At 68.6% G+C, this 18,815-nt stretch carries 21 protein-coding genes; 13 read left to right on the plus strand and 8 right to left on the minus strand.

All coding sequences use genetic code 11. From position 1 onward, the window contains the following. Positions 1-141 precede the first annotated feature (141 nt). On the plus strand, positions 142-1,344 hold the full coding sequence (fabV, locus tag HWW87_RS31535) for an enoyl-ACP reductase FabV (RefSeq protein WP_175823580.1): 1,203 nt from the start codon (positions 142-144) through the stop codon (positions 1,342-1,344). Positions 1,345-1,393: 49 nt separating this feature from the next. Here the strand turns inward: fabV and HWW87_RS31540 are convergent, their stop codons facing one another. Then, positions 1,394-2,086, minus strand: a complete 693-nt coding sequence (locus HWW87_RS31540; protein ID WP_175823581.1) for an SDR family oxidoreductase — start codon at positions 2,084-2,086, stop codon at positions 1,394-1,396. 341 nt (positions 2,087-2,427) lie between these two features. Here HWW87_RS31540 and HWW87_RS31545 point away from each other — a divergent pair, with 341 nt between their 5' ends. After that, positions 2,428-3,012, plus strand: a complete 585-nt coding sequence (locus tag HWW87_RS31545) for a TetR family transcriptional regulator (protein WP_175823582.1) — start codon at positions 2,428-2,430, stop codon at positions 3,010-3,012. Between the two features lie 39 nt (positions 3,013-3,051). Here HWW87_RS31545 and HWW87_RS31550 read toward each other — a convergent pair whose 3' ends face one another. The 3 genes from HWW87_RS31550 to HWW87_RS31560 all read right to left on the minus strand — a co-directional run bounded on the left by HWW87_RS31550 (position 3,052) and on the right by HWW87_RS31560 (position 5,124). Then, positions 3,052-3,630 carry a hypothetical protein gene (locus HWW87_RS31550; protein WP_175823583.1) on the minus strand — a complete coding sequence of 193 codons (579 nt, stop codon included), beginning with the start codon at positions 3,628-3,630 and terminating at the stop codon, positions 3,052-3,054. Positions 3,631-3,796: 166 nt separating this feature from the next. Next, positions 3,797-4,582 carry a YhfC family glutamic-type intramembrane protease gene (locus HWW87_RS31555; protein ID WP_175823584.1) on the minus strand — a complete coding sequence of 262 codons (786 nt, stop codon included), beginning with the start codon at positions 4,580-4,582 and terminating at the stop codon, positions 3,797-3,799. A gap of 11 nt (positions 4,583-4,593) precedes the next feature. Next, on the minus strand, positions 4,594-5,124 hold the full coding sequence (locus tag HWW87_RS31560) for a GNAT family N-acetyltransferase (protein ID WP_175823585.1): 531 nt from the start codon (positions 5,122-5,124) through the stop codon (positions 4,594-4,596). Between the two features lie 204 nt (positions 5,125-5,328). Here HWW87_RS31560 and HWW87_RS31565 point away from each other — a divergent pair, with 204 nt between their 5' ends. The 4 genes from HWW87_RS31565 to HWW87_RS31580 all read left to right on the plus strand — a co-directional run bounded on the left by HWW87_RS31565 (position 5,329) and on the right by HWW87_RS31580 (position 7,493). Next, the gene (locus HWW87_RS31565; RefSeq protein ID WP_175823586.1) at positions 5,329-5,694 is read left to right on the plus strand and encodes a metalloregulator ArsR/SmtB family transcription factor; all 366 of its coding nucleotides are present in this window, start codon (positions 5,329-5,331) and stop codon (positions 5,692-5,694) included. Next, positions 5,666-6,151 carry an SRPBCC family protein gene (locus HWW87_RS31570; protein WP_175823587.1) on the plus strand — a complete coding sequence of 162 codons (486 nt, stop codon included), beginning with the start codon at positions 5,666-5,668 and terminating at the stop codon, positions 6,149-6,151. Before HWW87_RS31565 ends, HWW87_RS31570 begins: the two co-directional genes overlap by 29 nt. 119 nt (positions 6,152-6,270) lie before the next feature. Beyond that, positions 6,271-6,747 (plus strand): SRPBCC family protein, encoded by a 477-nt coding sequence (locus HWW87_RS31575; protein ID WP_175823588.1) that lies wholly within the window; start codon positions 6,271-6,273, stop codon positions 6,745-6,747. Between the two features lie 107 nt (positions 6,748-6,854). Continuing rightward, on the plus strand, positions 6,855-7,493 hold the full coding sequence (locus HWW87_RS31580; RefSeq protein ID WP_175823589.1) for a 2-hydroxychromene-2-carboxylate isomerase: 639 nt from the start codon (positions 6,855-6,857) through the stop codon (positions 7,491-7,493). 29 nt (positions 7,494-7,522) lie between these two features. Here the strand turns inward: HWW87_RS31580 and HWW87_RS31585 are convergent, their stop codons facing one another. After that, positions 7,523-8,506: a LysR family transcriptional regulator gene (locus HWW87_RS31585; protein WP_175823590.1), complete on the minus strand. Its 984-nt coding sequence runs from the start codon at positions 8,504-8,506 to the stop codon at positions 7,523-7,525. Positions 8,507-8,607: 101 nt separating this feature from the next. Here HWW87_RS31585 and HWW87_RS31590 point away from each other — a divergent pair, with 101 nt between their 5' ends. Beyond that, positions 8,608-9,840 carry an MFS transporter gene (locus HWW87_RS31590; RefSeq protein WP_174429418.1) on the plus strand — a complete coding sequence of 411 codons (1,233 nt, stop codon included), beginning with the start codon at positions 8,608-8,610 and terminating at the stop codon, positions 9,838-9,840. A 426-nt stretch (positions 9,841-10,266) separates the two neighbouring features. Continuing rightward, entirely contained in the window at positions 10,267-10,962 is a 696-nt protein-coding gene (locus HWW87_RS31595) for a phosphatase PAP2 family protein (protein WP_175823591.1), read from the plus strand. A 136-nt stretch (positions 10,963-11,098) separates the two neighbouring features. Here the strand turns inward: HWW87_RS31595 and HWW87_RS31600 are convergent, their stop codons facing one another. Together HWW87_RS31600 and HWW87_RS31605 are read right to left on the minus strand one after the other, a co-directional pair. Continuing rightward, positions 11,099-11,758, minus strand: coding sequence for a glutathione S-transferase family protein (locus HWW87_RS31600; protein ID WP_175823592.1), 660 nt, complete (start codon positions 11,756-11,758; stop codon positions 11,099-11,101). Positions 11,759-11,886: 128 nt separating this feature from the next. Further along, positions 11,887-12,957, minus strand: coding sequence for an MBL fold metallo-hydrolase (locus tag HWW87_RS31605; protein ID WP_175823593.1), 1,071 nt, complete (start codon positions 12,955-12,957; stop codon positions 11,887-11,889). 361 nt (positions 12,958-13,318) lie between these two features. On the opposite strand from HWW87_RS31605, the gene HWW87_RS31610 reads away from it, so the two are divergent. Then, a complete protein-coding gene (locus HWW87_RS31610) occupies positions 13,319-14,224 on the plus strand; it encodes an HTH-type transcriptional regulator ArgP (RefSeq protein WP_175823594.1) in 906 nt (301 codons plus the stop codon). 159 nt (positions 14,225-14,383) lie between these two features. Further along, positions 14,384-14,596: a DUF1059 domain-containing protein gene (locus HWW87_RS31615; protein ID WP_174385634.1), complete on the plus strand. Its 213-nt coding sequence runs from the start codon at positions 14,384-14,386 to the stop codon at positions 14,594-14,596. Positions 14,597-14,700: 104 nt separating this feature from the next. Here the strand turns inward: HWW87_RS31615 and ltaE are convergent, their stop codons facing one another. Next, positions 14,701-15,714 carry a low-specificity L-threonine aldolase gene (gene ltaE, locus HWW87_RS31620; protein WP_175823595.1) on the minus strand — a complete coding sequence of 338 codons (1,014 nt, stop codon included), beginning with the start codon at positions 15,712-15,714 and terminating at the stop codon, positions 14,701-14,703. Positions 15,715-16,099: 385 nt separating this feature from the next. On the opposite strand from ltaE, the gene HWW87_RS31625 reads away from it, so the two are divergent. The 3 genes from HWW87_RS31625 to HWW87_RS31635 are packed head-to-tail and all read left to right on the plus strand — an operon-like array spanning position 16,100 to position 18,700. Then, positions 16,100-17,512, plus strand: coding sequence for a cytochrome ubiquinol oxidase subunit I (locus tag HWW87_RS31625; protein ID WP_175823596.1), 1,413 nt, complete (start codon positions 16,100-16,102; stop codon positions 17,510-17,512). Between the two features lie 29 nt (positions 17,513-17,541). Beyond that, the gene (cydB, locus tag HWW87_RS31630; protein WP_175823597.1) at positions 17,542-18,549 is read left to right on the plus strand and encodes a cytochrome d ubiquinol oxidase subunit II; all 1,008 of its coding nucleotides are present in this window, start codon (positions 17,542-17,544) and stop codon (positions 18,547-18,549) included. Next, the gene (locus HWW87_RS31635; RefSeq protein ID WP_034187692.1) at positions 18,521-18,700 is read left to right on the plus strand and encodes a hypothetical protein; all 180 of its coding nucleotides are present in this window, start codon (positions 18,521-18,523) and stop codon (positions 18,698-18,700) included. The genes cydB and HWW87_RS31635 overlap by 29 nt, the downstream gene beginning before the upstream one ends. Positions 18,701-18,815 lie beyond the last annotated feature (115 nt).

Raw genomic sequence — 18,815 nt, forward strand, 5'->3', positions numbered from 1 at the left:
GTTATTTCTGTCAAGAGAGAAATAACCTGGCGATCCGGCACCTTCCGGCCGCGCCCGCCCGCGATCGGCCGCTTCCTTTACAATGCGCGGGATTTTTCCGATTTCAGGCCGTCCCCGCCTTTCTGATAGACAGAGGTTTCCATGATCATCAAACCGCGCGTGCGTGGCTTCATCTGCGTGACGACTCATCCCGTCGGCTGCGAAGCCAACGTCAAGGAACAGATCGACTACGTGACTTCGCACGGCCCGATCGCCAATGGCCCGAAAAAGGTGCTCGTGATCGGCGCGTCGACCGGCTACGGCCTCGCCGCCCGGATCTCGGCCGCATTCGGCTCGGGCGCGGACACGCTCGGCGTGTTCTTCGAGCGCGCCGGCAGCGAAACGAAGCCGGGCACGGCCGGCTGGTACAACAGCGCCGCGTTCGAGAAATTCGCCGCCGAAAAGGGCCTGTATGCGCGCAGCATCAACGGCGACGCATTCTCCGACAAGATCAAACAGGTCACGATCGACACCATCAAGCAGGATCTCGGCAAGGTCGACCTGGTCGTCTACAGCCTCGCGGCGCCGCGCCGCACGCACCCGAAGACGGGCGAAACCATCAGCTCGACGCTCAAGCCGATCGGCAAGGCCGTCACGTTCCGCGGCCTCGACACCGACAAGGAAGTGATCCGCGAAGTGTCGCTCGAACCGGCGACGCAGGAAGAGATCGACGGCACCGTCGCGGTGATGGGCGGCGAGGACTGGCAGATGTGGATCGACGCGCTGGATGAAGCCGGCGTGCTGGCCGACGGCGCGAAGACCACCGCGTTCACGTACCTCGGCGAGCAGATCACGCACGACATCTACTGGAACGGCTCGATCGGCGAAGCGAAGAAGGATCTCGACAAGAAGGTGCTGTCGATCCGCGACAAGCTGGCCGCGCACGGCGGCGATGCGCGCGTGTCGGTGCTGAAGGCCGTCGTCACGCAGGCCAGCTCGGCGATCCCGATGATGCCGCTCTACCTGTCGCTGCTGTTCAAGGTGATGAAGGAAACCGGCACGCACGAAGGCTGCATCGAGCAGGTGTACGGGCTCCTGAAGGACAGCCTGTACGGCGCGACGCCGCACGTCGACGATGAAGGCCGTCTGCGCGCGGACTACAAGGAACTCGATCCGCAGGTGCAGGCGAAGGTCGTCGCGATGTGGGACAAGGTGACGAACGAAAACCTGTACGAGATGACCGACTTCGCCGGCTACAAGACCGAGTTCCTGCGTCTGTTCGGCTTCGAGATCGCCGGCGTCGACTACGACGCGGACGTGAACCCGGACGTGAAGATCCCGGGCATCATCGACACGACGGTCTGACGGCACGACCCGCCGCCACGCTTGCGGCGGGTTCGCATTGCCGGCGGCGTCAACGCGGCGCCGGTTCTTCCAGATAGACGCCCGACGACAGCGTGGCCTTCACCTGCCGCGTGAACTCGTCGGTCGACACTTCCTCCGCCCCCGCTTCGATGGCGTCGTACGCCTGGCGCACGACGTCGGCCGGCGTGGCCTTCGGCACGTCGAGGCCGGCCGTCAGGTCGGTATCGATGAAGCCGGCATGCAGCCCGACCACCTGCGTGCGCTGCTCGCGCAGCGAATGGCGCAGCCCGTTGGTCAGCGCCCATGCGGCCGATTTCGACACGCCGTAGCCCGACAGGATCGGCCGGTTCACCCAGCTCGCGACCGACAGGATGTTCAGGATCGCGCCGCCGCCGTGGGCCGCGAGGGTTCCCGCAAACGCCCGCGACATCGCCAGCATCCCGAACACGTTTGTCTCCAGGTGAGCGCGCAATGCGTCGACCGCGCCGTCGTCGGTCAGGCTGCCGAGCCGCGCGATGCCGGCGTTGTTGATCAGCAGCGTGACGTCGCGCGCCGCGGCGACCGCCGCCGGATCGGTCACGTCGAGCTTCACGGGCACGACGCCCGGCAGCGTCACGCTGGCCGGATCGCGCGCCGCCGCGTAGACCTTGCGCGCCCCTCTGGCGAGCGCCTGCTTCGCAAACTCGAGGCCAAGCCCGCGGTTCGCGCCCGTGACGAAAACGACTGCACCTTCGATCTTCATGACCCATCCTTTCGGAGATTCGATCCCGTGCGCGCCGGTTCGCCGCACGCTCGGGATCCGGTGAAAAACCACGCTGCCATCGCGTACCGAACCGTTGCACCGCCGGTGCCGAAAGCCAGGCCGTCCCGCCGCCCGCGCCTCGCCGCACCCTAGACCCTGACCAACGTCGATCCGTGCCGCGCCGGTCGCTTCGCTTCGTCCGCGAAGTCGGCTACACTCGAATCTCAATGTCGATCACCATCGTCTTTGCGATGCATGGTGCCAGCGTGATTCCGGCACGTCAATGGTGATCGCCATTGTGTTTTTCAATCGACGCAATTGCCGGAACGAGGGAGGGATCGATGGGCGTCTCGAGACAACAGGCGGCGGAAAACCGCAACGCGATCGTCGCGGCCGCCGAACGGCTGTTCCGCGCGCGCGGCGTCGACGCCGTGGGATTGACGGAGCTGATGAAGGAGGCAGGCTTCACGCAGGGCGGCTTCTACAACCACTTCAAGTCGAAAGACGCGCTGGTCGCCGAAGTGATGGAAAAGGCGATGCACGACCGCGCGGATTCGCCGAACGCCGGCAGTCTCGGCGCGCAGGTGGCGGCGTATCTGTCGCCCGCGCATCGCGACAACGTCGAGGGCGGGTGCCCGCTGTCCGGCTTCGCGGGCGATGCGCCGCGACTGACCGATACGGCGCGCGCATGCTACGCGCACGGGCTCGCCGCGTATCTCGATCGACTGGAACGGATGGTGGCGACCGACGGCGCCACGCCGGATCAGACGCGTCGCGACGCGCTTGCGGTCTTCAGCCAGATGGTCGGTGCGCTCGTGCTGTCCCGCGCAATCGCCGGCAGCGATCCCGCGCTGGCCGACGAGATTCTGGACGCGGGGCGGGACGCGCTGACCGGCCGACGCGGCGATTCGGTCACGTCGGCGTAACGGCGCGCCCTTCGACGCAGCGCCCACGTCCTTGTCGCGCTATTCGATTGCCCGCGCGGCATCCCACAGCGGCTGCGTGCCGCGCGCCGCATTCCACGCGGCAAACTGCGTGCGCCACGATTCGAACGGCTCCTTCAGCGGATGACGCGGATCGTCGCTGAGCGCATACGCCATCCCTTCGATCAGCCAGCGCGGCTTGGTCAAGACGGCGAGGTTGCCGAGCACCTCCGCCTGACGGTGATGGATCAGCTCGTGCGCGAGAAAATAGGTCTGCCAGCCGCGCGGCGCGATCACCACGCCGAAATCGCCGAGCGTCAGCGCCGCGCGCGTGCCGAGGCCGAATGCATCGGCGCACGTGCGCGTCGAGCAGAACACGACGCGCGGTGCGTCGCGGAACGCGCCGACGGCCACCGCCGCGCGCGCGTAGCCATCGCGATAGAGTTGCTGCGCGTCGCCGAGCTTCGCGGCATCGTCCATGCAGATGTCGGCGCTCGGGCACGACACGCCGGGAACCAGCGCGGGCGCGACGACGCGCAGCGGCTTGACGAGTGCATACGCGGCAATCGGCAGCGCGACGAGCAGGCCCGTGAGGGCGAAAGCGACATGGGAGCGTTTCATCGAGGCGGCGGATTCGTGGCGTGTCGTTGGCGTCTTTCTGCGTGAACGTGAATATATCGGACCGGGGCGCCCGGTTCTGCTTTTCTTTCTGGCGGGTTTCCGTTCGCGAGGCGGCTGCCGGCACGCTCGGGGCCCCGCCGCATGCGACTGACACGTGCCAAGCCCGTCACACGACGTGCCCCGTACGCGTATCGCCAGCGCCTGCTCCCCGTCGGCTCCAGCGCACCCCCAACCACAGCAACGCAACGCTACCCACGAACAAAAGCACCTCGACCAGCACGGTATCGACGTGCCAGTAGCGCGTCAGCAGCACCGCGGCGAGATCGAACACGAAATGGAGGGCGATCGCATACACGAGCCAGCGTTTCGCGCCGCGCACGAACGCCTGCAGCACGATCAGCGACAGCCCGACATGCGCGGCCATCGCACTCACGCGCTCGAACAGCGCGAGAAACGGCGACGCGAGCGTCATCCCCGCGAACTGCGATCCGATCAGCGACTGCGCGCCTTCAGGCACGACGACGCCCGCATGCGCGAGCAGGTAGCCGGCGCCGAGCACGACAAACCCGGCACCAACCAGCAACATCGCCTCCAGCCCGCCGTGCCCGAGCCCGAGCATCACCGCCGTCTGCGCGTCGTGCCGCTTCGGCAGCAGATACCGGAACGCGACCCAGCGCCCGCATTCCTCGAAGAGCCCGGCCGTCAACGCCGCGAACACGAGCATCGGCAGATGCCAGCGCGGCTCGGTCCCGAGCCAGTGGAACAGCGGCGCCTGCCACGACAGGCGCAATACCGGCTGGAACACGAAGAAGATCAGCATCCCGTAGCAAAACACGCGCAACGGCACCTGCGTGCGGCGACGCCACACGACAGCAAGCCACGCCGGTGCGATCAATGCAACGACACCGGCCGCCAGCGTGGCGAACAGCAGCGCCGGCCCGATCGGATGCATCGCGGATTCCGTTACGCGAGCTGCTTGTGGAAAAACGTCGTCGCGCACAGCGCGCCGTCGGGCATCAGCGCATAGTTCGGCACGATGCCGACGCGCTGCCAGCCTGCCCGTTCATACAGCCGCTCGGCGTCGCCGCCCGTCACCGTGTCGAGCACCAGCACGGTCTTGCCGGCGTCGCGCGCGGCCGCGTCGGCCGCCGCCATCAGCCGCGCGGCGATGCCCTGCCGGCGCGCATGCCGCGACACGAGCATCTTCGAGATGTCCGCGCGATGCGGCTGGTTCTCGGGCTGCGCGGTCACGACCTGCACGGTGCCGGCGATCCGGCCGGACGCATCCTCGGCGACGAGCAAAATGCGCTCGTCGTTCGCGACGCCCTCGGCCACACGCGTCCAGAACGCGACGGCGGTGTGCCGCTCGATCGGCAACATGAAGCTGACGGACGCGCCGCCTTCGACGCAATCGATCAGTACGTCGGCCAGCGCATCGACGCAGGCCATCGCTTCGCTCGCGCCAACGCGGCGGACGGTAACAGGTTCGGTCATGCCATCTCCGGTAATCAGGTGGGCCGCACGCGCGGGTTCGGCATGGGCTGGAATCGGTACGAACGCCGGCCGGGCATCGAGGCTCGCGCGACGACGGCGGGCGTCCGGCAACGCGGCGCCCGGTCGGCGCGTGTTACCGCCCCATCATCGTACGCGACGGAAATTTTCGCTGCATCGGTTTCGACATCGCCTACACTTAGCCAAATGGATAACATTCAACCCGGCCTCAGCGACGTGTTCCATGCCCTCGCCGACCCGACGCGCTGCGCGATCGTCAGCGCGCTCGGCCAGGGCGAGCGGACCGTCTCCGCGCTGGCAGCGCCGTTCGACATGGCGCTGCCGTCGTTCATGAAACATGTCGCCGTGCTCGAGCGCAGCGGCCTCGTGGCAACCCGGAAAACCGGCCGTTCGCGCACCTGCGTACTGGTCGGCAGCCGGCTGACCGAGGCCGAGGCATGGCTCGCCGCGCAGCGCGCGCAGTGGGAAGCGCGATCCGATCGTCTCGTCGAATTCGTCGAACGCCGTCACCAGGAGGAGCAAGATGTCAGCCAGCCACGTCGAACCCGCTGAAGCCCACGATCTCGTCATCACGCGTACGCTGCGCGCGCCGCGCCGCGCGCTGTGGCACGCATGGACCGACCCCGAACTGCTGAAGGAATGGTGGTGCCCGAAGCCGTGGACCACCGAGGTGCGCGCGTTCGACCTGCGGCCGGGCGGCGCTTTCCATACGTTCATGCGCGGCCCCGACGGCGGCACGAGCGACAACCCCGGCTGCTTCCTCGAAATCGTGCCGGAATCGCGCATCGCGTTCACGTCGATGCTCGCGGGCGGCTGGCGGCCGCAGACGCCGTGGCTGGGCTTCACGGCGATCGTCACGATGGCCGACGACGACGCGGGCAGCCGCTACGAGGCGCGCGTGATGCATCCCGACGCCGCGACGCGCGAGCGCCACGAAGCGCTCGGTTTTTTCGAGGGCTGGAACACCTGCATCACGCAGCTCGACGCCTTCGCCGCCACCCTGCGCTGAACGTCGCTTCGCGTGCGGTCATTGCATGCCGCCGCGCCCGCGTCTAGGATTCCTGAAGAAGGCATGACGACACGCCGGACGCCGGCGTGCACCGTCGCGCGCGCTTCGCGGGAGGCAACATGTTGCACACGCACACGCATTCGACCCGGGTCAGCCGGCACCTGAACGCCCCGCGCGGGCGCGTCTACCGCGCACTGCTCGACCCGCACGCGGTCGAGCAATGGAAAGTGCCCGACGGCATGACCTGCCGCGTGCACGCATACGACACGCGCGAAGGCGGCGCGCTGCGCGTGTCGCTGAGCTACGACGCGCCGTCGGCCGACACCGGCAAGACCACCGCGCACACCGACACCTATCACGGCCGCTTCGTCACGCTCGTGCCGGACCAGCAGATCGTCGAGATCGATGTATTCGAAACCGACGACCCGATGCTGCGCGGCGCGATGACGATCACGATCACGCTGTCCGACGAAGCGGGCGGCACGCGCGTGGACGCCGTGCACGACGGCGTCCCGCCCGGCGTGCCGGCCGCCGACAACGAGACCGGCTGGCAGATGGCGCTGGCGCGGCTCGCGGCGCTGGTGGAGGCCGCCTAGCGCCGTTCGCGCCGGCGACGGAAAACGGTGCGGCAGCGCGAAACGCCGCCGCGTGCGACACTGACCCGCACCCGCCCCACCCGGATCCGCCCGAGGAGACACCCGCGATGAACGCCGCGCGCACCGCCAGCTGGTATTTCGATTTCGTTTCGCCGTTCGCCTACCTGCAACAGGAACAGTTCGACCGGTTGCCGCCCGCCGCCGCGTTCGAGCCGCGGCCGATCGTGCTCGGCGCGCTGCTCGCGCACTGGGGCCAGAAAGCGCCGGCGGAGATCGCGGCCAAGCGCGTGTTCACCTATCGGCATGCGCAATACCGCGCGGACAAGCTCGGCATTGCGTTCCGGATGCCGCCCGCGCACCCGTTCAATCCGATCAAGCCGCTGCGCCTCGCGATCGCGATGGGCAGCTCGCGCGACGCGATCCGGCGGATCTTCCGGCATATCTGGCGCGACGGCCAGGACGTCTCGACGCCGGAAGGCTTCGCCGCACTATGCGAAGCCGTCGGCTTTCCGGAGGGCGTGACGGCCGTCGAGGCCCAGTCGGTCAAGGACGCGCTGCGCGCGAACACCGATCGCGCGATCGCCGACGGCGTGTTCGGCGTGCCGACCTTCGCACTCGACGGCGACCTGTTCTGGGGCGAGGACGCGACCGACATGTTCGTCGACTGCGCGACGTCGCGCGCGTGGCTCGACTCGCCCGAAGTGCGCCGCATCAGCACGCTGCCCGAAGGAATCCGGCGCGGCTGACGGCGAACCGCCACGCGGCGCCGCCCGCTTCAGCCGTCGCGCCCTTCGACGAGCGCCGGCACGGCGTCGCGCATCATCGCGGCGAACCGCACGAGCCGCGACGGATAGAACTGCGCATGCGGATAAGTCAGGTAGACGGGCAGCGGCGGGGCCTGCCATTCGGGCGCGAGGTGCACGAGATCGCCGCGCGCGAGATCGTCGGCCAGCATCCATGACGATCCGACGCATGCGCCGACGCCCAGCAGCGCCGCGCTGCGCAGCGCATACAGGTTCGCGGTCGTGATGCGCGGGCGGATCGCGATGCGCCGCGTGTCGCCGGTGGCGGCATGCGTCAGCGCGAGTTCGGTGCGGTAGTACGTGCGCAACGCGAGCCACGGCAGCGCGGCAAGCGCGTCCGGATCGGCCGGCACGTCGGCGCCGTTCAGCACGGACGGCGCGGCGACCACGAAGCGCGGCACCTTCGTCAGCCGGATCGCGACCACGCCCGGATCGGTCGGCTCGCCGACCTGGATCGCGCAATCGATGCCGCTGCCGACGAAATCGCGCACCTCGTCCTGCAGCAGCCACTCGACCGACACCCGCGGATAGTCGTGCAGGAACTGCGCGAGCGGCGCGACGAAACGCTGCTGCCCGAACGCGTGCGGCACCGCGACGCGCAGCAGCCCGTCCGGCTCCTCCTGCGCGCCGCGCAAATCGGCCTCGAACGCCGCCCAGCTCGCCAGCAGCTCCTTCGCCCGCTTGAAGCACCGCTCGCCGTCGACGGTCAGCCGCATCGTATGGGTCGTGCGTTGCAGCAGCCGCATGCCGAGCGAACTTTCCAGCGCCTGCAGCCGCCGGCTGACGGTCGGCTGCGTCGTATGCAGCTGGACGGCGGCCGCCGACAGGCTGCCGGCCTCGACTATGCGCACGAAGGTTTCCATCAACTCGAAACGATAGCCGGCGCCGTCCACCGGCACCGTCTGAATGCGCCGAGAACCGCCAGCAGCGGGGGAGGAGGGAGTTTTTCCGGTCATTCGTGTAGCGTATAACAAATCTGCGCAAGGCGGCACTACCGTCGCCGGCCACGTACCGCCACACTCGCGTCCATCCCATTCTTCAACCGAGGATGTACGCGATGTCCACCCCGACCCGTCTCGACACAGCGCCCCGCGTGGCGCACGCCCCGGCCCATCCGGCCGCCCATTCGATGCCCGATCGCCGGCTCGTGCTGCTGCTCGCGGCCGCCGCCGGCCTCGGCGTCGCCCCGCTCTACTACGCGCAGCCGATGCTCGGCGCGCTCGCGCCCGATCTCGGCGCGTCGGCGCGGGCGATCGGCTTCGTGCCGACGCTCACGCAACTCGGCTATGCGCTCGGCATCCTGCTGCTCGCGCCGCTCGGCGACCGCTTCGACCGGCGCCGCGTGATCGTGACCAAGGCCGCCGCGCTGGTCGTCGCGCTGCTGCTGGCCGCCGTCGCGCCGTCGCTCGGGCTGCTGCTCGCGGCGAGCTTCGCGATCGGCCTCGCCGCGACGATGGCGCAGGACGTCGTGCCGGCCGCCGCGACGCTCGCACACGACGCGCATCGCGGCCGCATCGTCGGCACGGTGATGACGGGGCTGCTGCTCGGCATCCTGCTGTCGCGCGTCGTGGCCGGCTTCGTCGCCGAGACGGCCGGCTGGCGCGCGATGTTCGCGCTCGCGGCCGTCAGCGTCGCCGCGATCGGCGCCGTGGCCGCACGCGGGTTGCCGCGCTTCGAGCCGACCACGCGGCTGCCGTATCGCGCGCTGATCGGCTCGCTCGGGGCGCTGTGGCGCGACCATTCGGCACTGCGCCGCGCCGCCCTCGCGCAGGGGCTGCTCGCCGTCGGTTTCAGCGCGTTCTGGTCGACGCTCGCGGTGATGCTGCACGGCGCGCCGTTCCACCTCGGCAGCGCGGCGGCCGGCGCCTTCGGCCTCGCGGGCGCCGCCGGCGCGCTGGCCGCGCCGATTGCCGGGCGCCTCGCCGACCATCACGGCCCCGAGCGCGTCACGCGGATCGGGATCGGCATCGCAACGGTGTCGTTCGCGTCGATGGCCGCTGCGCCGCTGATGTCGCCGCATGCGCAGCTCGTCCTGCTCGCGGTCGCGACGATCGGCTTCGATCTCGGCGTGCAGGCCACGCTGATCGCGCACCAGTCGATCGTCTACCGGATCGATCCCGCGTCGCGCAGCCGCCTCAACGCGGTGCTGTTCGTCGGCATGTTCATCGGGATGGCGGCCGGCGCCGCGATCGGCAGTTTGTTGCTCGCGCAACTGGGCTGGAATGCGGTGACCGCGCTGGCCGTCGCGACGTCGCTGGCCGCGCTCGTCGTGCGGGTGTGGCGCAACTGAAGTCGGGCATCGCGTCACGCTGGCGGGCAAGCCTACGAGGCTTGTCCGCATTTTTTTATTTTTGATCGGCGCGCGCATGACGCTGCGCCGCCCGGCAGATTTACGCCGCTCCGGCACGGCAATCATTCATCCGGCGCAAGGTCCGCACCGACCTGCCGAATTGTCCAGTTCACCCAAATATTTTTCCGGCATCCGTGTACGCCCGCACGCAAACGTCGGACGATTCGACCCTGCCGCACCGCACGGCGCTTCCCCATCCGGCCCCACCACACGGCCCGGTTTATCAGGGGATTCCCGGTATTTTTTCGCATTTTCTTCGAAATAACGGGTGACATACTTGCCCCCCGTTGCGCTCCGTGCGAGCGCGCTTTCCGATCCAGCCGGCCGCCTGTCATGCGCTGCGCGTCCGCCCGGGTCGCACAGGACATGAACAATTTCGACACCCCGATCCAGATCTTCCTCACCCACGTGACGTTCGGCCCGTTGATGACTCACGCGATCCGCGTGGTCGCGGGCCTCTACACGTTCAAGGGCTTCGTGCTCATTCCGGTGCTGTGCTGGTTGTGGTTCCAGCCCGGCCCGAACCGCGAGCGGCAACGCGAGCTGGTCGTCGCCACCGTCGCGAGCGGGCTCATCGCGCTCGCCGTCGGCCGCGTGCTCGCGCAGGTGCTGCCGTTCCGCGTGCGGCCGATCTACAACCCCGACCTGCACCTGCACTTTCCGTCGGCCGGATTGCGTGCGGCGACGCTGCAGACATGGAGTTCGTTTCCGAGCGATCACGCGATGCTGTGGATGGCGATCGCGACCGGCATCTTCATCATCGCGCGCCGCGTCGGCGTGCTTGCGCTGCTTTATGCGGTCGTGTTCATCTGCGTGCCGCGCGCGTATCTCGGCTTTCACTACCCGACCGACCTGATCGCCGGCGCGGCGATCGGCATCGCGCTCGCATGGCTGCTGACGCGCGACGCCATTCGATCGCGCTTCGCGCCGCAGGTGCTGGACGCGATCCGACGCTTCCCCGCGCCGGCCTATACGCTCGCGTTCCTGCTGTGCTTCGAGCTGATCACGCAGTTCGACGAACTACTGACGCTCGCGCAGTCGGTCACGCACACGACGATGTAACGGGACGAAACCGCGATGCATCCGCTGCTGTCGTCCCGACGTCCGGGCACCCGCTGCCGGCCCTGCGCGGCGGCATCGCGCCGCGCGCAGGTCGCGCCCCGCACCATCGCCGCGAGAGCGGCCGCCACCGCGCCCGTCAGTCGCGATCGGGCGCGCCGAGCGGAAAGAACGAACGATACGGCCGCGCCTCGTCGACCGCACGCGCGAACGACGGCCGCGCCAGCAGCCGCTTGCGATACGCGATCACGTTCGCGAACGACGGATCGATCCGGTGCGTCCAGTCCGCGTAGAACAGGAATGGCGCCGCGCCGCAGTCGGCGAGGCTGAAACGGTCGCCGGCCGCCCATTCGCGATCGGCCATCGTCTTGTCGAGCCACGCGTACGACGTTTCGAGCATCGCGCGCGCATCGGCCACCCCACGCGCATCGCGTTCGGCTTCCGGCCGCAGCGCATCGAACACGACCTTCTGCTGCGGCGTCGCCACGTAGTTGTCGAAGAAGCGGTCCATCGTCCGCACCTCGAGCGCGGCGCGCGGATCGTCGGGCAGCAGGCGCACGGGGCCCGGATGGGTCAGGCCGAGATACTCGATGATGATCGACGCCTCGATCACCGTGCGGCCCGCGTCGACGAGCACCGGGAAGCGCTTCAGCGGCCACAGCGCGGTCAGTTCCTGCATCGGCTTCGGATCGTCGTGCGCGAGCACGCGATACTCGAACGGCGTGCCGTTCTCGTACAGCGCCGTGAGCACTTTCTGGCAGTAGGACGAAAAGGGATGGGCGTAAAGCGTCGGCATCATGACGTGGTCTCTCAGGGTTTCGGCGCCGCGTCATGCGGCGCCACATGATCGGATACCTTGACGACGGGCGGCGCCCGGCCGTTTCGACATCGATCCGGAATTTTTTTTCGGGAGACTGCCTGGGCCCGCTACGACCGGCCGTCCATCACGACGCGCCCTTCGGCGCGCCAGCGCAGCATCCCGCCGCCGAGATTCGCGACCGCGTCGAAGCCGGCCTTCTTCAGGATCACCGTCGCCTGCGCGGAGCGGCCGCCGGCCCGGCACACGGTCACGACCGGCCGGTCGCGCGCGATCTCGCCGGTGCGCGCGGCGAGTTCGCCGAGCGGGATCGGCGTCGCGCCGGGCAGATGGCCGAGCGGGCCCGCGAATTCGTCCGGCTCGCGCACGTCGACGATCTGCACGGCCGGCAGATGATCCTCGAGCCATTGCGGATCGATTTCCCAGAAACCGGCGAACGTATAGACGAGCGGCGCCCAGTCGGCGGCCGCCTGCGCATCGGGCGCGTTCGCGGCGACGCCGCACTGCAGGTTCGCCGGCACCGCGACGTCGATCTGGCGCGGATGCGCGAGCCCGAGGTTGCGCATGTAGCCGGCGAAATCGTCTTCGCTGAGATCGCCGCCGAGGCGCGGGTTGAAGCGCCGCTCCTCGCCGACGCTCGTCACCGTGAGCCCGCGATAGTCGTGCGCCGGATACAGGAGGCACGCGGCCGGCAGCGTGAAAAGCCGGCCGTGCACCGCGCGATATAGCGCGCGCGGGTCGCCCTGCTGGAAGTCGGTGCGGCCGGTGCCGCGGATCAGCAGGCAATCGCCGGTGAACGCCATCGATTCGTCGTCGAGCACGAGGCTGATGCAGCCGCTCGTGTGGCCGGGCGTCGCGCGCACGGTCAGGTAGCGCGCGCCGAACGCGCAGCGGTCGCCGTCGTTCAGGTAGCGGTCGGCGCCCTGCGCGCCGCTCGCGGCCGAGATCGCGATCGCGCTGCCCGTGTGCTGCTTCAGGAGCCACGCGCCCGTCACGTGATCGGCATGCACGTGCGTGTCGACGGTCGCGACGAGCCGCAGCCCGAGCTCGTCGAGCAGCGCCGCGTCGCGGCGCACCTGCTCGAACACGGGATCGATCAGCAGCGCTTCACGCGAGGCGCTGTCGGCGAGCAGATACGTGTACGTCGACGATTGCGGGTCGAAAAGTTGCCGGAAGATCATTGCTCGGTTGCTCCGTCGCTTGTTCTTCAGTGGGGTGTAGTCGGATCGGCATACAGCATATCGTCGTCGGGCGTCGGGCGTCGGGCGTCGGGCGTCGGGCGTCGGGCGTCGGGCGTCGGGCGTCGGGCGTCGGGCGTCGGCATGATGACATCGCCAGCGCGCGAGCAGCATTGCGGCCGCCGCGTTTCGCACATTCATACAGCGTAGATCAAAATGCCCGCGCCGCAGCGCATCCCATACGCGGCAACCGATTCCGACGACGAATCGCGCGCGGCGGGACGATGCGCCGCGCCGGGACGGCAGCGCACGCTGCCTTACACTACCGCCTGTTCTCGTCTCCGATCACAGGAATGCCCCCGACATGTCGATGACGATCGATCCGAAGCAGGCCGCCGCGCTGCTGGCCGTCGCCGACACCGGCAGCTTCGAGCAGGCGGCCGTGCGCCTGCACGTGACCGCGTCCGCCGTCACGCAGCGGGTCCGCGCGCTGGAAGCGAGCCTCGGCACGCCGCTCGTGCTGCGCACGCGGCCGTGCCGCCCGACGGTGGCCGGGCAGCGGGTGCTGCAGCATCTGCGCCGCGTCGCGCTGCTGCAGGCCGACCTGCAGAGCACGCTCGCGACCGAGCGCGAATCGCCGATCTCGGTGACGATCGCGCTGAACGCCGACAGTCTCGGCACATGGTTCCTGCCCGCGCTGACGTCCGTGCTCGCGGGCGAGCGGATCCTGTTCGAACTGATCGTCGAGGATCAGGATCACACGTTCGCGCTGCTCGAAAGCGGGATGGCGGTCGGCTGCGTGACGACCGAGCCGAAGCCGATGCGCGGCTGCATCGCGACGCCGCTCGGCACGATGCGCTACCGGCTGCTCGCGGCGGCCGCGTTCGCGGTGCGCTGGTTTCCGCGCGGGCTGAACCGCACGAGCGCGCGCCACGCGCCCGTCGTCGCGTATTCGCGGCGCGACACGCTGCAATCGTCGTTCCTGAAGGAGAAGTTCGGGCTGCCGGACGGCGCGTACCCGTGCCACTACGTGCCGGGCACTCATTCGCACTTCGCGGCGGTGCGGCACGGGCTCGGCTACGCGATGGTGCCGGAGCCGCTGATCGGCACCGCGCCGCTCGATACGCAGGGGCTGGTCGATCTCGCGCCCGCGCATCCGACCGACGTCACGCTGTACTGGCACGCGTGGACCGTGCAGTCGCCGACGATGGCGTCGCTGTCCGCACGGGTGGTCGAGGCGGCGCGCCGGCTGCTCGCGCCGCTGCCGTAACGCGCAGGCTGGCGAGCGGGTGATCGACACTGCCGGCGCGCTACGCACCGCGACGAGAAAGTCGGCCGCGCCGCCTATACTTTTTCCATCGGCCTCGCGAACGCGCCGCGCGGCCGATCATCCAGGTCCGGCCGTTCCCTTTCATGTGAGGAGAACATCATGTCCCGCCGCTATATCGATTGCCGCGAGTTTCCCAGTGCGATGCATTGCTCGGTCGCAATTTCCGCCGACTCCGACAACGAACTGCTGGAGGCCGCCGTGCAACACGCGGTCTCGGTGCACCAGCACACCGACAGCGCCGAACTGCGCACGCAGCTTAAATCGCTGTTCCGCGACGGCGCGCCCCCCGTCGACACGCCGCGGCAAGCGTAATCCGCCGGCACGGCAAAGGTCGACCGGCAACGCGCCGCGTCACCCCTCCGTGTGTTGCGTCATGCTGCGTCGCGCCGGCCCGTCGCCGGCCGGCGCCTTCCGCTTCACGCGCGACGCTGCGCGAAATACGCGCCGACCGCGCCGAGAAACGTGTCGATGTCCGCGCGCGACACGTCGCAATGCGTGACGAAGCGCGACGCATACAGCATCTGCGTGAGGATCCCACGTTCCTTGAGCCACGCCTCGAGCGGCGCGCAATCGGCTTCGGGGAATTGCGCGAACACCATGTTCGTCGCCTGCGACAGTACCTTCACCGAATCGATGCGCGCGAGGCCGGCCGCGAGATGCGCGGCATTCGCGTGATCGTCCGCGAGCCGCTCGACGTTGTGATCGAGCGCATACAGGCACGCCGCCGCGAGAATGCCCGACTGCCGCATCCCGCCGCCCAACACCTTGCGCCAGCGCTGCGCGCGCTCGATCAGCGCATGGCTGCCGACCAGCACCGAGCCGACCGGCGCACCGAGCCCTTTCGAGAAGCAGATCGACACGGTGTCGAACGGCGCGCACAGCGCGGCGATCGGGCGACCCGACGCGACGGCCGCGTTGCAGACGCGCGCGCCGTCGAGGTGCGTGGACAGCCCGCGGCTGCGCGCGAACGCGACGGCTTCCTGCACATAACCTTCCGGCAAGACCTGGCCGCCGATCGTGTTTTCGAGCGCGAGCAGGCGCGTGCGGGCAAAGTGATTGTCGAGCGGCTTGATCGCCGCGGCGATCTTCGCGAGCGGCAGCGTGCCGTCCGGCGCGTTCTCGATCGGTTGCGGCTGGATGCTGCCGAGCACGGCCGCGCCGCCGCCTTCGTACTTGTAGGTGTGCGCGAGCTGGCCGACGATATATTCATCGCCGCGCTCGCAATGCGACATCAGCGCGGCCAGGTTGCTCTGCGTGCCGCTCGGGAAGAACAGGCCGGCTTCCTTGCCGGCCCGCTCGGCCGTCACCGCCTGCAGGCGCAGGACGGTCGGGTCGTCGCCCCAGACGTCGTCGCCGGTCTCGGCGGCAATCATTGCAGCCAGCATCGCCTGGCTCGGACGTGTCACGGTATCGCTGCGTAAATCGATCATCGCTGTGCCCTGAGTAAACGCGAGCCGGAACCGATGCGCCCGGCCCTGCCGAAACGAGACTGAGAGTGTACGCAATTCGCGCGGCGGCTGCCGGCCGCCGCCGCGCCTCCGATTCCGCACGCGCGACGTCGTTCCGATGACGCGACGCGCCATATTGACGCACGTGCGTCAGACCGCCACGCCGCGGCCACGCGCGCCGCGAACGGCCTTCTTGATACGAATCAACGATTTATCCCGAAATGGCGTGCGACAGGCTGGACATCTGCGACGAGTTGGCGCATTTCGCGGTGCAACATCGCGATCCATACTCCAGCCAACCCCGATGCCTGTCGGCCGGGGGCCGCCGGCACCCGCCGGCGGGTATCGTCAGCCTCGGTCAACTGGTATGGACACCGCATTTTCGGCCCTCGATCTGGCCCGCCTGCAATTCGCGTTCACCGTCTCCTTTCACATCGTCTTCCCGGCGCTGAGCATCGGCCTCGCCAGCTTCATCGCCGTGCTCGAATATCGCTGGCTGAAGACCGGCAAGCAGTACTACAAGACGCTCTGCCTGTTCTGGTCGAAGATCTTCGCGGTCGCGTTCGGGATGGGCGTCGTCTCCGGCGTCGTGATGAGCTATCAGTTCGGCACCAACTGGTCCGGCTTCTCGAGCTTCGCCGGCGCCGTCACCGGCCCGCTGCTGATGTACGAGGTCATGACTGCGTTCTTCCTCGAAGCCGGCTTCCTCGGCATCATGCTGTTCGGCTGGAATCGCGTGAGCCCGCGCGCGCACTTCGGCGCGACGCTGATGGTCGCGATCGGCACGCTGATCTCGACGTTCTGGATCCTCGCGTCGAACAGCTGGATGCAGACGCCGCAGGGCTTCGAGATCGTCGACGGCCGCGTGGTGCCGACCGACTGGTTCGCGATCATCTTCAACCCGTCGTTCCCGTACCGCCTGTTCCACATGGCGATCGCCGCGTTCATCGTCGCCGCGCTGGTGGTGGCCGCGACGGGCGCGTGGCACCTGCTGAAGGGCCGCCGCGACAAGGGCGTGAAGAAGATGTTCTCGATGGCGCTGTGGCTGCTGCTGGTGCTCGCGCCGCTGCAGGCCGTGATCGGCGACCAGCACGGCATCAACACGCTGAAGCACCAGCCCGCGAAGATCGCCGCGATCGAAGGGCTGTGGGAAACCGAAAAGGGCGGCACCGCGCTCAACCTGTTCGGCATCCCGGACATGAAGGCGGAGACGACCCGCTACGCGGTGAAGGTGCCGCACCTCGGCAGCCTGATCCTCACGCACAGCTGGGACGGCGAGATCCGCGGGCTGAAGGACTTCCCGCCGCAAGACCGCCCGAATTCGACGGTCGTGTTCTGGAGCTTCCGGATCATGGTCGGCCTCGGCTTCGCGATGATCGGCCTCGCCGCGCTCGCATGGCTGCTGCGCCGCCGCGGCCGCCTGTATGAATCGAAGTGGTTCCAGCGCTTCGCGCTGGCGATGGGCCCGACCGGTTTCGTGTCGCTGCTCGCGGGCTGGGTGACGACCGAAGCCGGCCGCCAGCCGTGGGTCGTGTATGGCGTGATGCGCACCGCGCAGGCCGTGTCGCCGCTGTCGGTGCAGCAGGTCAGCCTGTCGATGATGACGTTCGTGATCGTGTACTTCCTCGTGTTCGGCACCGGCGTGTACTACATGCTGAAGCTGATGAAGGCCGGCCCCGCGCTGCCCGACGTCAAGCACGACGACAAGCCCGACACGCGCCCCGATCACACCGCGCGCCGCCCGATGTCGGCCGTCGACGAGCTGATCGAGACCGTCTGAGCCCACTCCTTTCGCATACGAGAAAACCTATGGACGTCACCGTAATCTGGGCCGCGATCATCGCATTGGGGCTCTTCATGTACGTCGTGCTCGACGGCTTCGACCTCGGCATCGGCATCGTCTTCCCGTTCTTCCCGGACGAGAAGGAACGCGACCTGATGATGAACACGGTCGCGCCCGTGTGGGACGGCAACGAGACGTGGCTCGTGCTCGGCGGCGCCGGGCTGTTCGCCGTATTTCCGATCGTCTATTCGACCGTGCTGTCGGCGCTGTACCTGCCGCTGATCTTCATGCTGGTGTGCCTGATCTTCCGCGGCGTGTCGTTCGAGATCCGCGCGAAGGCGCGCCGCACGAAGCAGCTGTGGGATCTCGCGTTCATCGGCGGCTCGGCCGGCGCGACGCTGTTCCAGGGCATCGCGCTCGGCGCGTTCCTGCAGGGTATCGACGTGAAGAACGGCGTGTACGCCGGCGGCGCCTTCGACTGGCTCACGCCGTTCAGCCTGCTGACGGGCCTCGGCCTGATCGTCACGTACGCGCTGCTCGGCTGCTGCTGGCTCGTCGCGAAGACCGAAGGCGACCTGCAGCGGCGCCTGCATCGCGTCGTGTGGCCGCTGACCGTCGTGCTGCTGGGCTTCATCGCGATCGTCAGCCTGTGGACGCCGCTGCAGGATCCAGCCATCGCGCAGCGCTGGTTCGATTCGGGCCTGTTCTGGCGCCTGCTCCCGGTGCCGTTCCTGGTGGCCGCGTGCGCGGTATGGATGCGCCGCGCCGTGCGCAACCGGCACGACATGACGCCGTTCGTGCTCGCGCTGGCGCTGGTGCTGCTCGGCTACGTCGGCCTGCTCGTCACGCTGTTCCCGTATGCGATTCCTCAGACGATGACGATCTGGGAAGCGGCGGCGCCGCGTTCGAGCCAGACCTTCACGCTGGTCGGCGCAGCGGTTATCCTCCCGATCATCATCGCCTACACGACGATGGGTTATTGGGTATTCCGAGGCAAGGTGCGCCATGAAGACCAGCATTACTACCACCACTGATTCCGCCGACCGCCCGCCCGAGGCGCCGCGGCCGCGGATGCGCGGCTGGATGTGGTTCGTCGTACTGTGGGCGGGCGGCGTGATCGGCGCCGTCACGCTCGGCTATGCGTTCAAGATCTTCATGAACCTGACGCTGTTTGCGGTGAAATAGGCGGAGCGGCCGCCCGGGGGGAACGACGGCCCGGGCGGCCGTTTTGTCGTTGGGCTGCGGCTTCGGCTGGCTGCATCCAGGCCGCAATAACGAGGAACCCGCGGACGACACATCC

This window comes from Burkholderia sp. BCC0419, assembly GCF_902830285.1.
In the GTDB taxonomy this organism is placed as follows: Bacteria; Pseudomonadota; Gammaproteobacteria; order Burkholderiales; family Burkholderiaceae; genus Burkholderia.

Bases quoted from the DNA above. Each gene is read 5' to 3' on its own strand.
- HWW87_RS31580 (WP_175823589.1), top strand. From the start codon at position 6,855: ATGAACGCCGCGCGCACCGCCAGCTGGTATTTCGATTTCGTTTCGCCG.
- ltaE (WP_175823595.1), bottom strand. From the start codon at position 15,714: ATGATCGATTTACGCAGCGATACCGTGACACGTCCGAGCCAGGCGATG.
- fabV (WP_175823580.1), top strand. From the start codon at position 142: ATGATCATCAAACCGCGCGTGCGTGGCTTCATCTGCGTGACGACTCAT.
- HWW87_RS31575 (WP_175823588.1), top strand. From the start codon at position 6,271: ATGTTGCACACGCACACGCATTCGACCCGGGTCAGCCGGCACCTGAAC.
- HWW87_RS31585 (WP_175823590.1), bottom strand. From the start codon at position 8,506: ATGACCGGAAAAACTCCCTCCTCCCCCGCTGCTGGCGGTTCTCGGCGC.
- HWW87_RS31550 (WP_175823583.1), bottom strand. From the start codon at position 3,630: ATGAAACGCTCCCATGTCGCTTTCGCCCTCACGGGCCTGCTCGTCGCG.
- HWW87_RS31625 (WP_175823596.1), top strand. From the start codon at position 16,100: ATGGACACCGCATTTTCGGCCCTCGATCTGGCCCGCCTGCAATTCGCG.
- HWW87_RS31635 (WP_034187692.1), top strand. From the start codon at position 18,521: ATGAAGACCAGCATTACTACCACCACTGATTCCGCCGACCGCCCGCCC.
- HWW87_RS31540 (WP_175823581.1), bottom strand. From the start codon at position 2,086: ATGAAGATCGAAGGTGCAGTCGTTTTCGTCACGGGCGCGAACCGCGGG.
- HWW87_RS31560 (WP_175823585.1), bottom strand. From the start codon at position 5,124: ATGACCGAACCTGTTACCGTCCGCCGCGTTGGCGCGAGCGAAGCGATG.
- HWW87_RS31565 (WP_175823586.1), top strand. From the start codon at position 5,329: ATGGATAACATTCAACCCGGCCTCAGCGACGTGTTCCATGCCCTCGCC.
- HWW87_RS31610 (WP_175823594.1), top strand. From the start codon at position 13,319: ATGTCGATGACGATCGATCCGAAGCAGGCCGCCGCGCTGCTGGCCGTC.
- HWW87_RS31555 (WP_175823584.1), bottom strand. From the start codon at position 4,582: ATGCATCCGATCGGGCCGGCGCTGCTGTTCGCCACGCTGGCGGCCGGT.
- HWW87_RS31590 (WP_174429418.1), top strand. From the start codon at position 8,608: ATGTCCACCCCGACCCGTCTCGACACAGCGCCCCGCGTGGCGCACGCC.
- HWW87_RS31605 (WP_175823593.1), bottom strand. From the start codon at position 12,957: ATGATCTTCCGGCAACTTTTCGACCCGCAATCGTCGACGTACACGTAT.
- HWW87_RS31570 (WP_175823587.1), top strand. From the start codon at position 5,666: ATGTCAGCCAGCCACGTCGAACCCGCTGAAGCCCACGATCTCGTCATC.
- HWW87_RS31615 (WP_174385634.1), top strand. From the start codon at position 14,384: ATGTCCCGCCGCTATATCGATTGCCGCGAGTTTCCCAGTGCGATGCAT.
- cydB (WP_175823597.1), top strand. From the start codon at position 17,542: ATGGACGTCACCGTAATCTGGGCCGCGATCATCGCATTGGGGCTCTTC.
- HWW87_RS31545 (WP_175823582.1), top strand. From the start codon at position 2,428: ATGGGCGTCTCGAGACAACAGGCGGCGGAAAACCGCAACGCGATCGTC.
- HWW87_RS31600 (WP_175823592.1), bottom strand. From the start codon at position 11,758: ATGATGCCGACGCTTTACGCCCATCCCTTTTCGTCCTACTGCCAGAAA.
- HWW87_RS31595 (WP_175823591.1), top strand. From the start codon at position 10,267: ATGAACAATTTCGACACCCCGATCCAGATCTTCCTCACCCACGTGACG.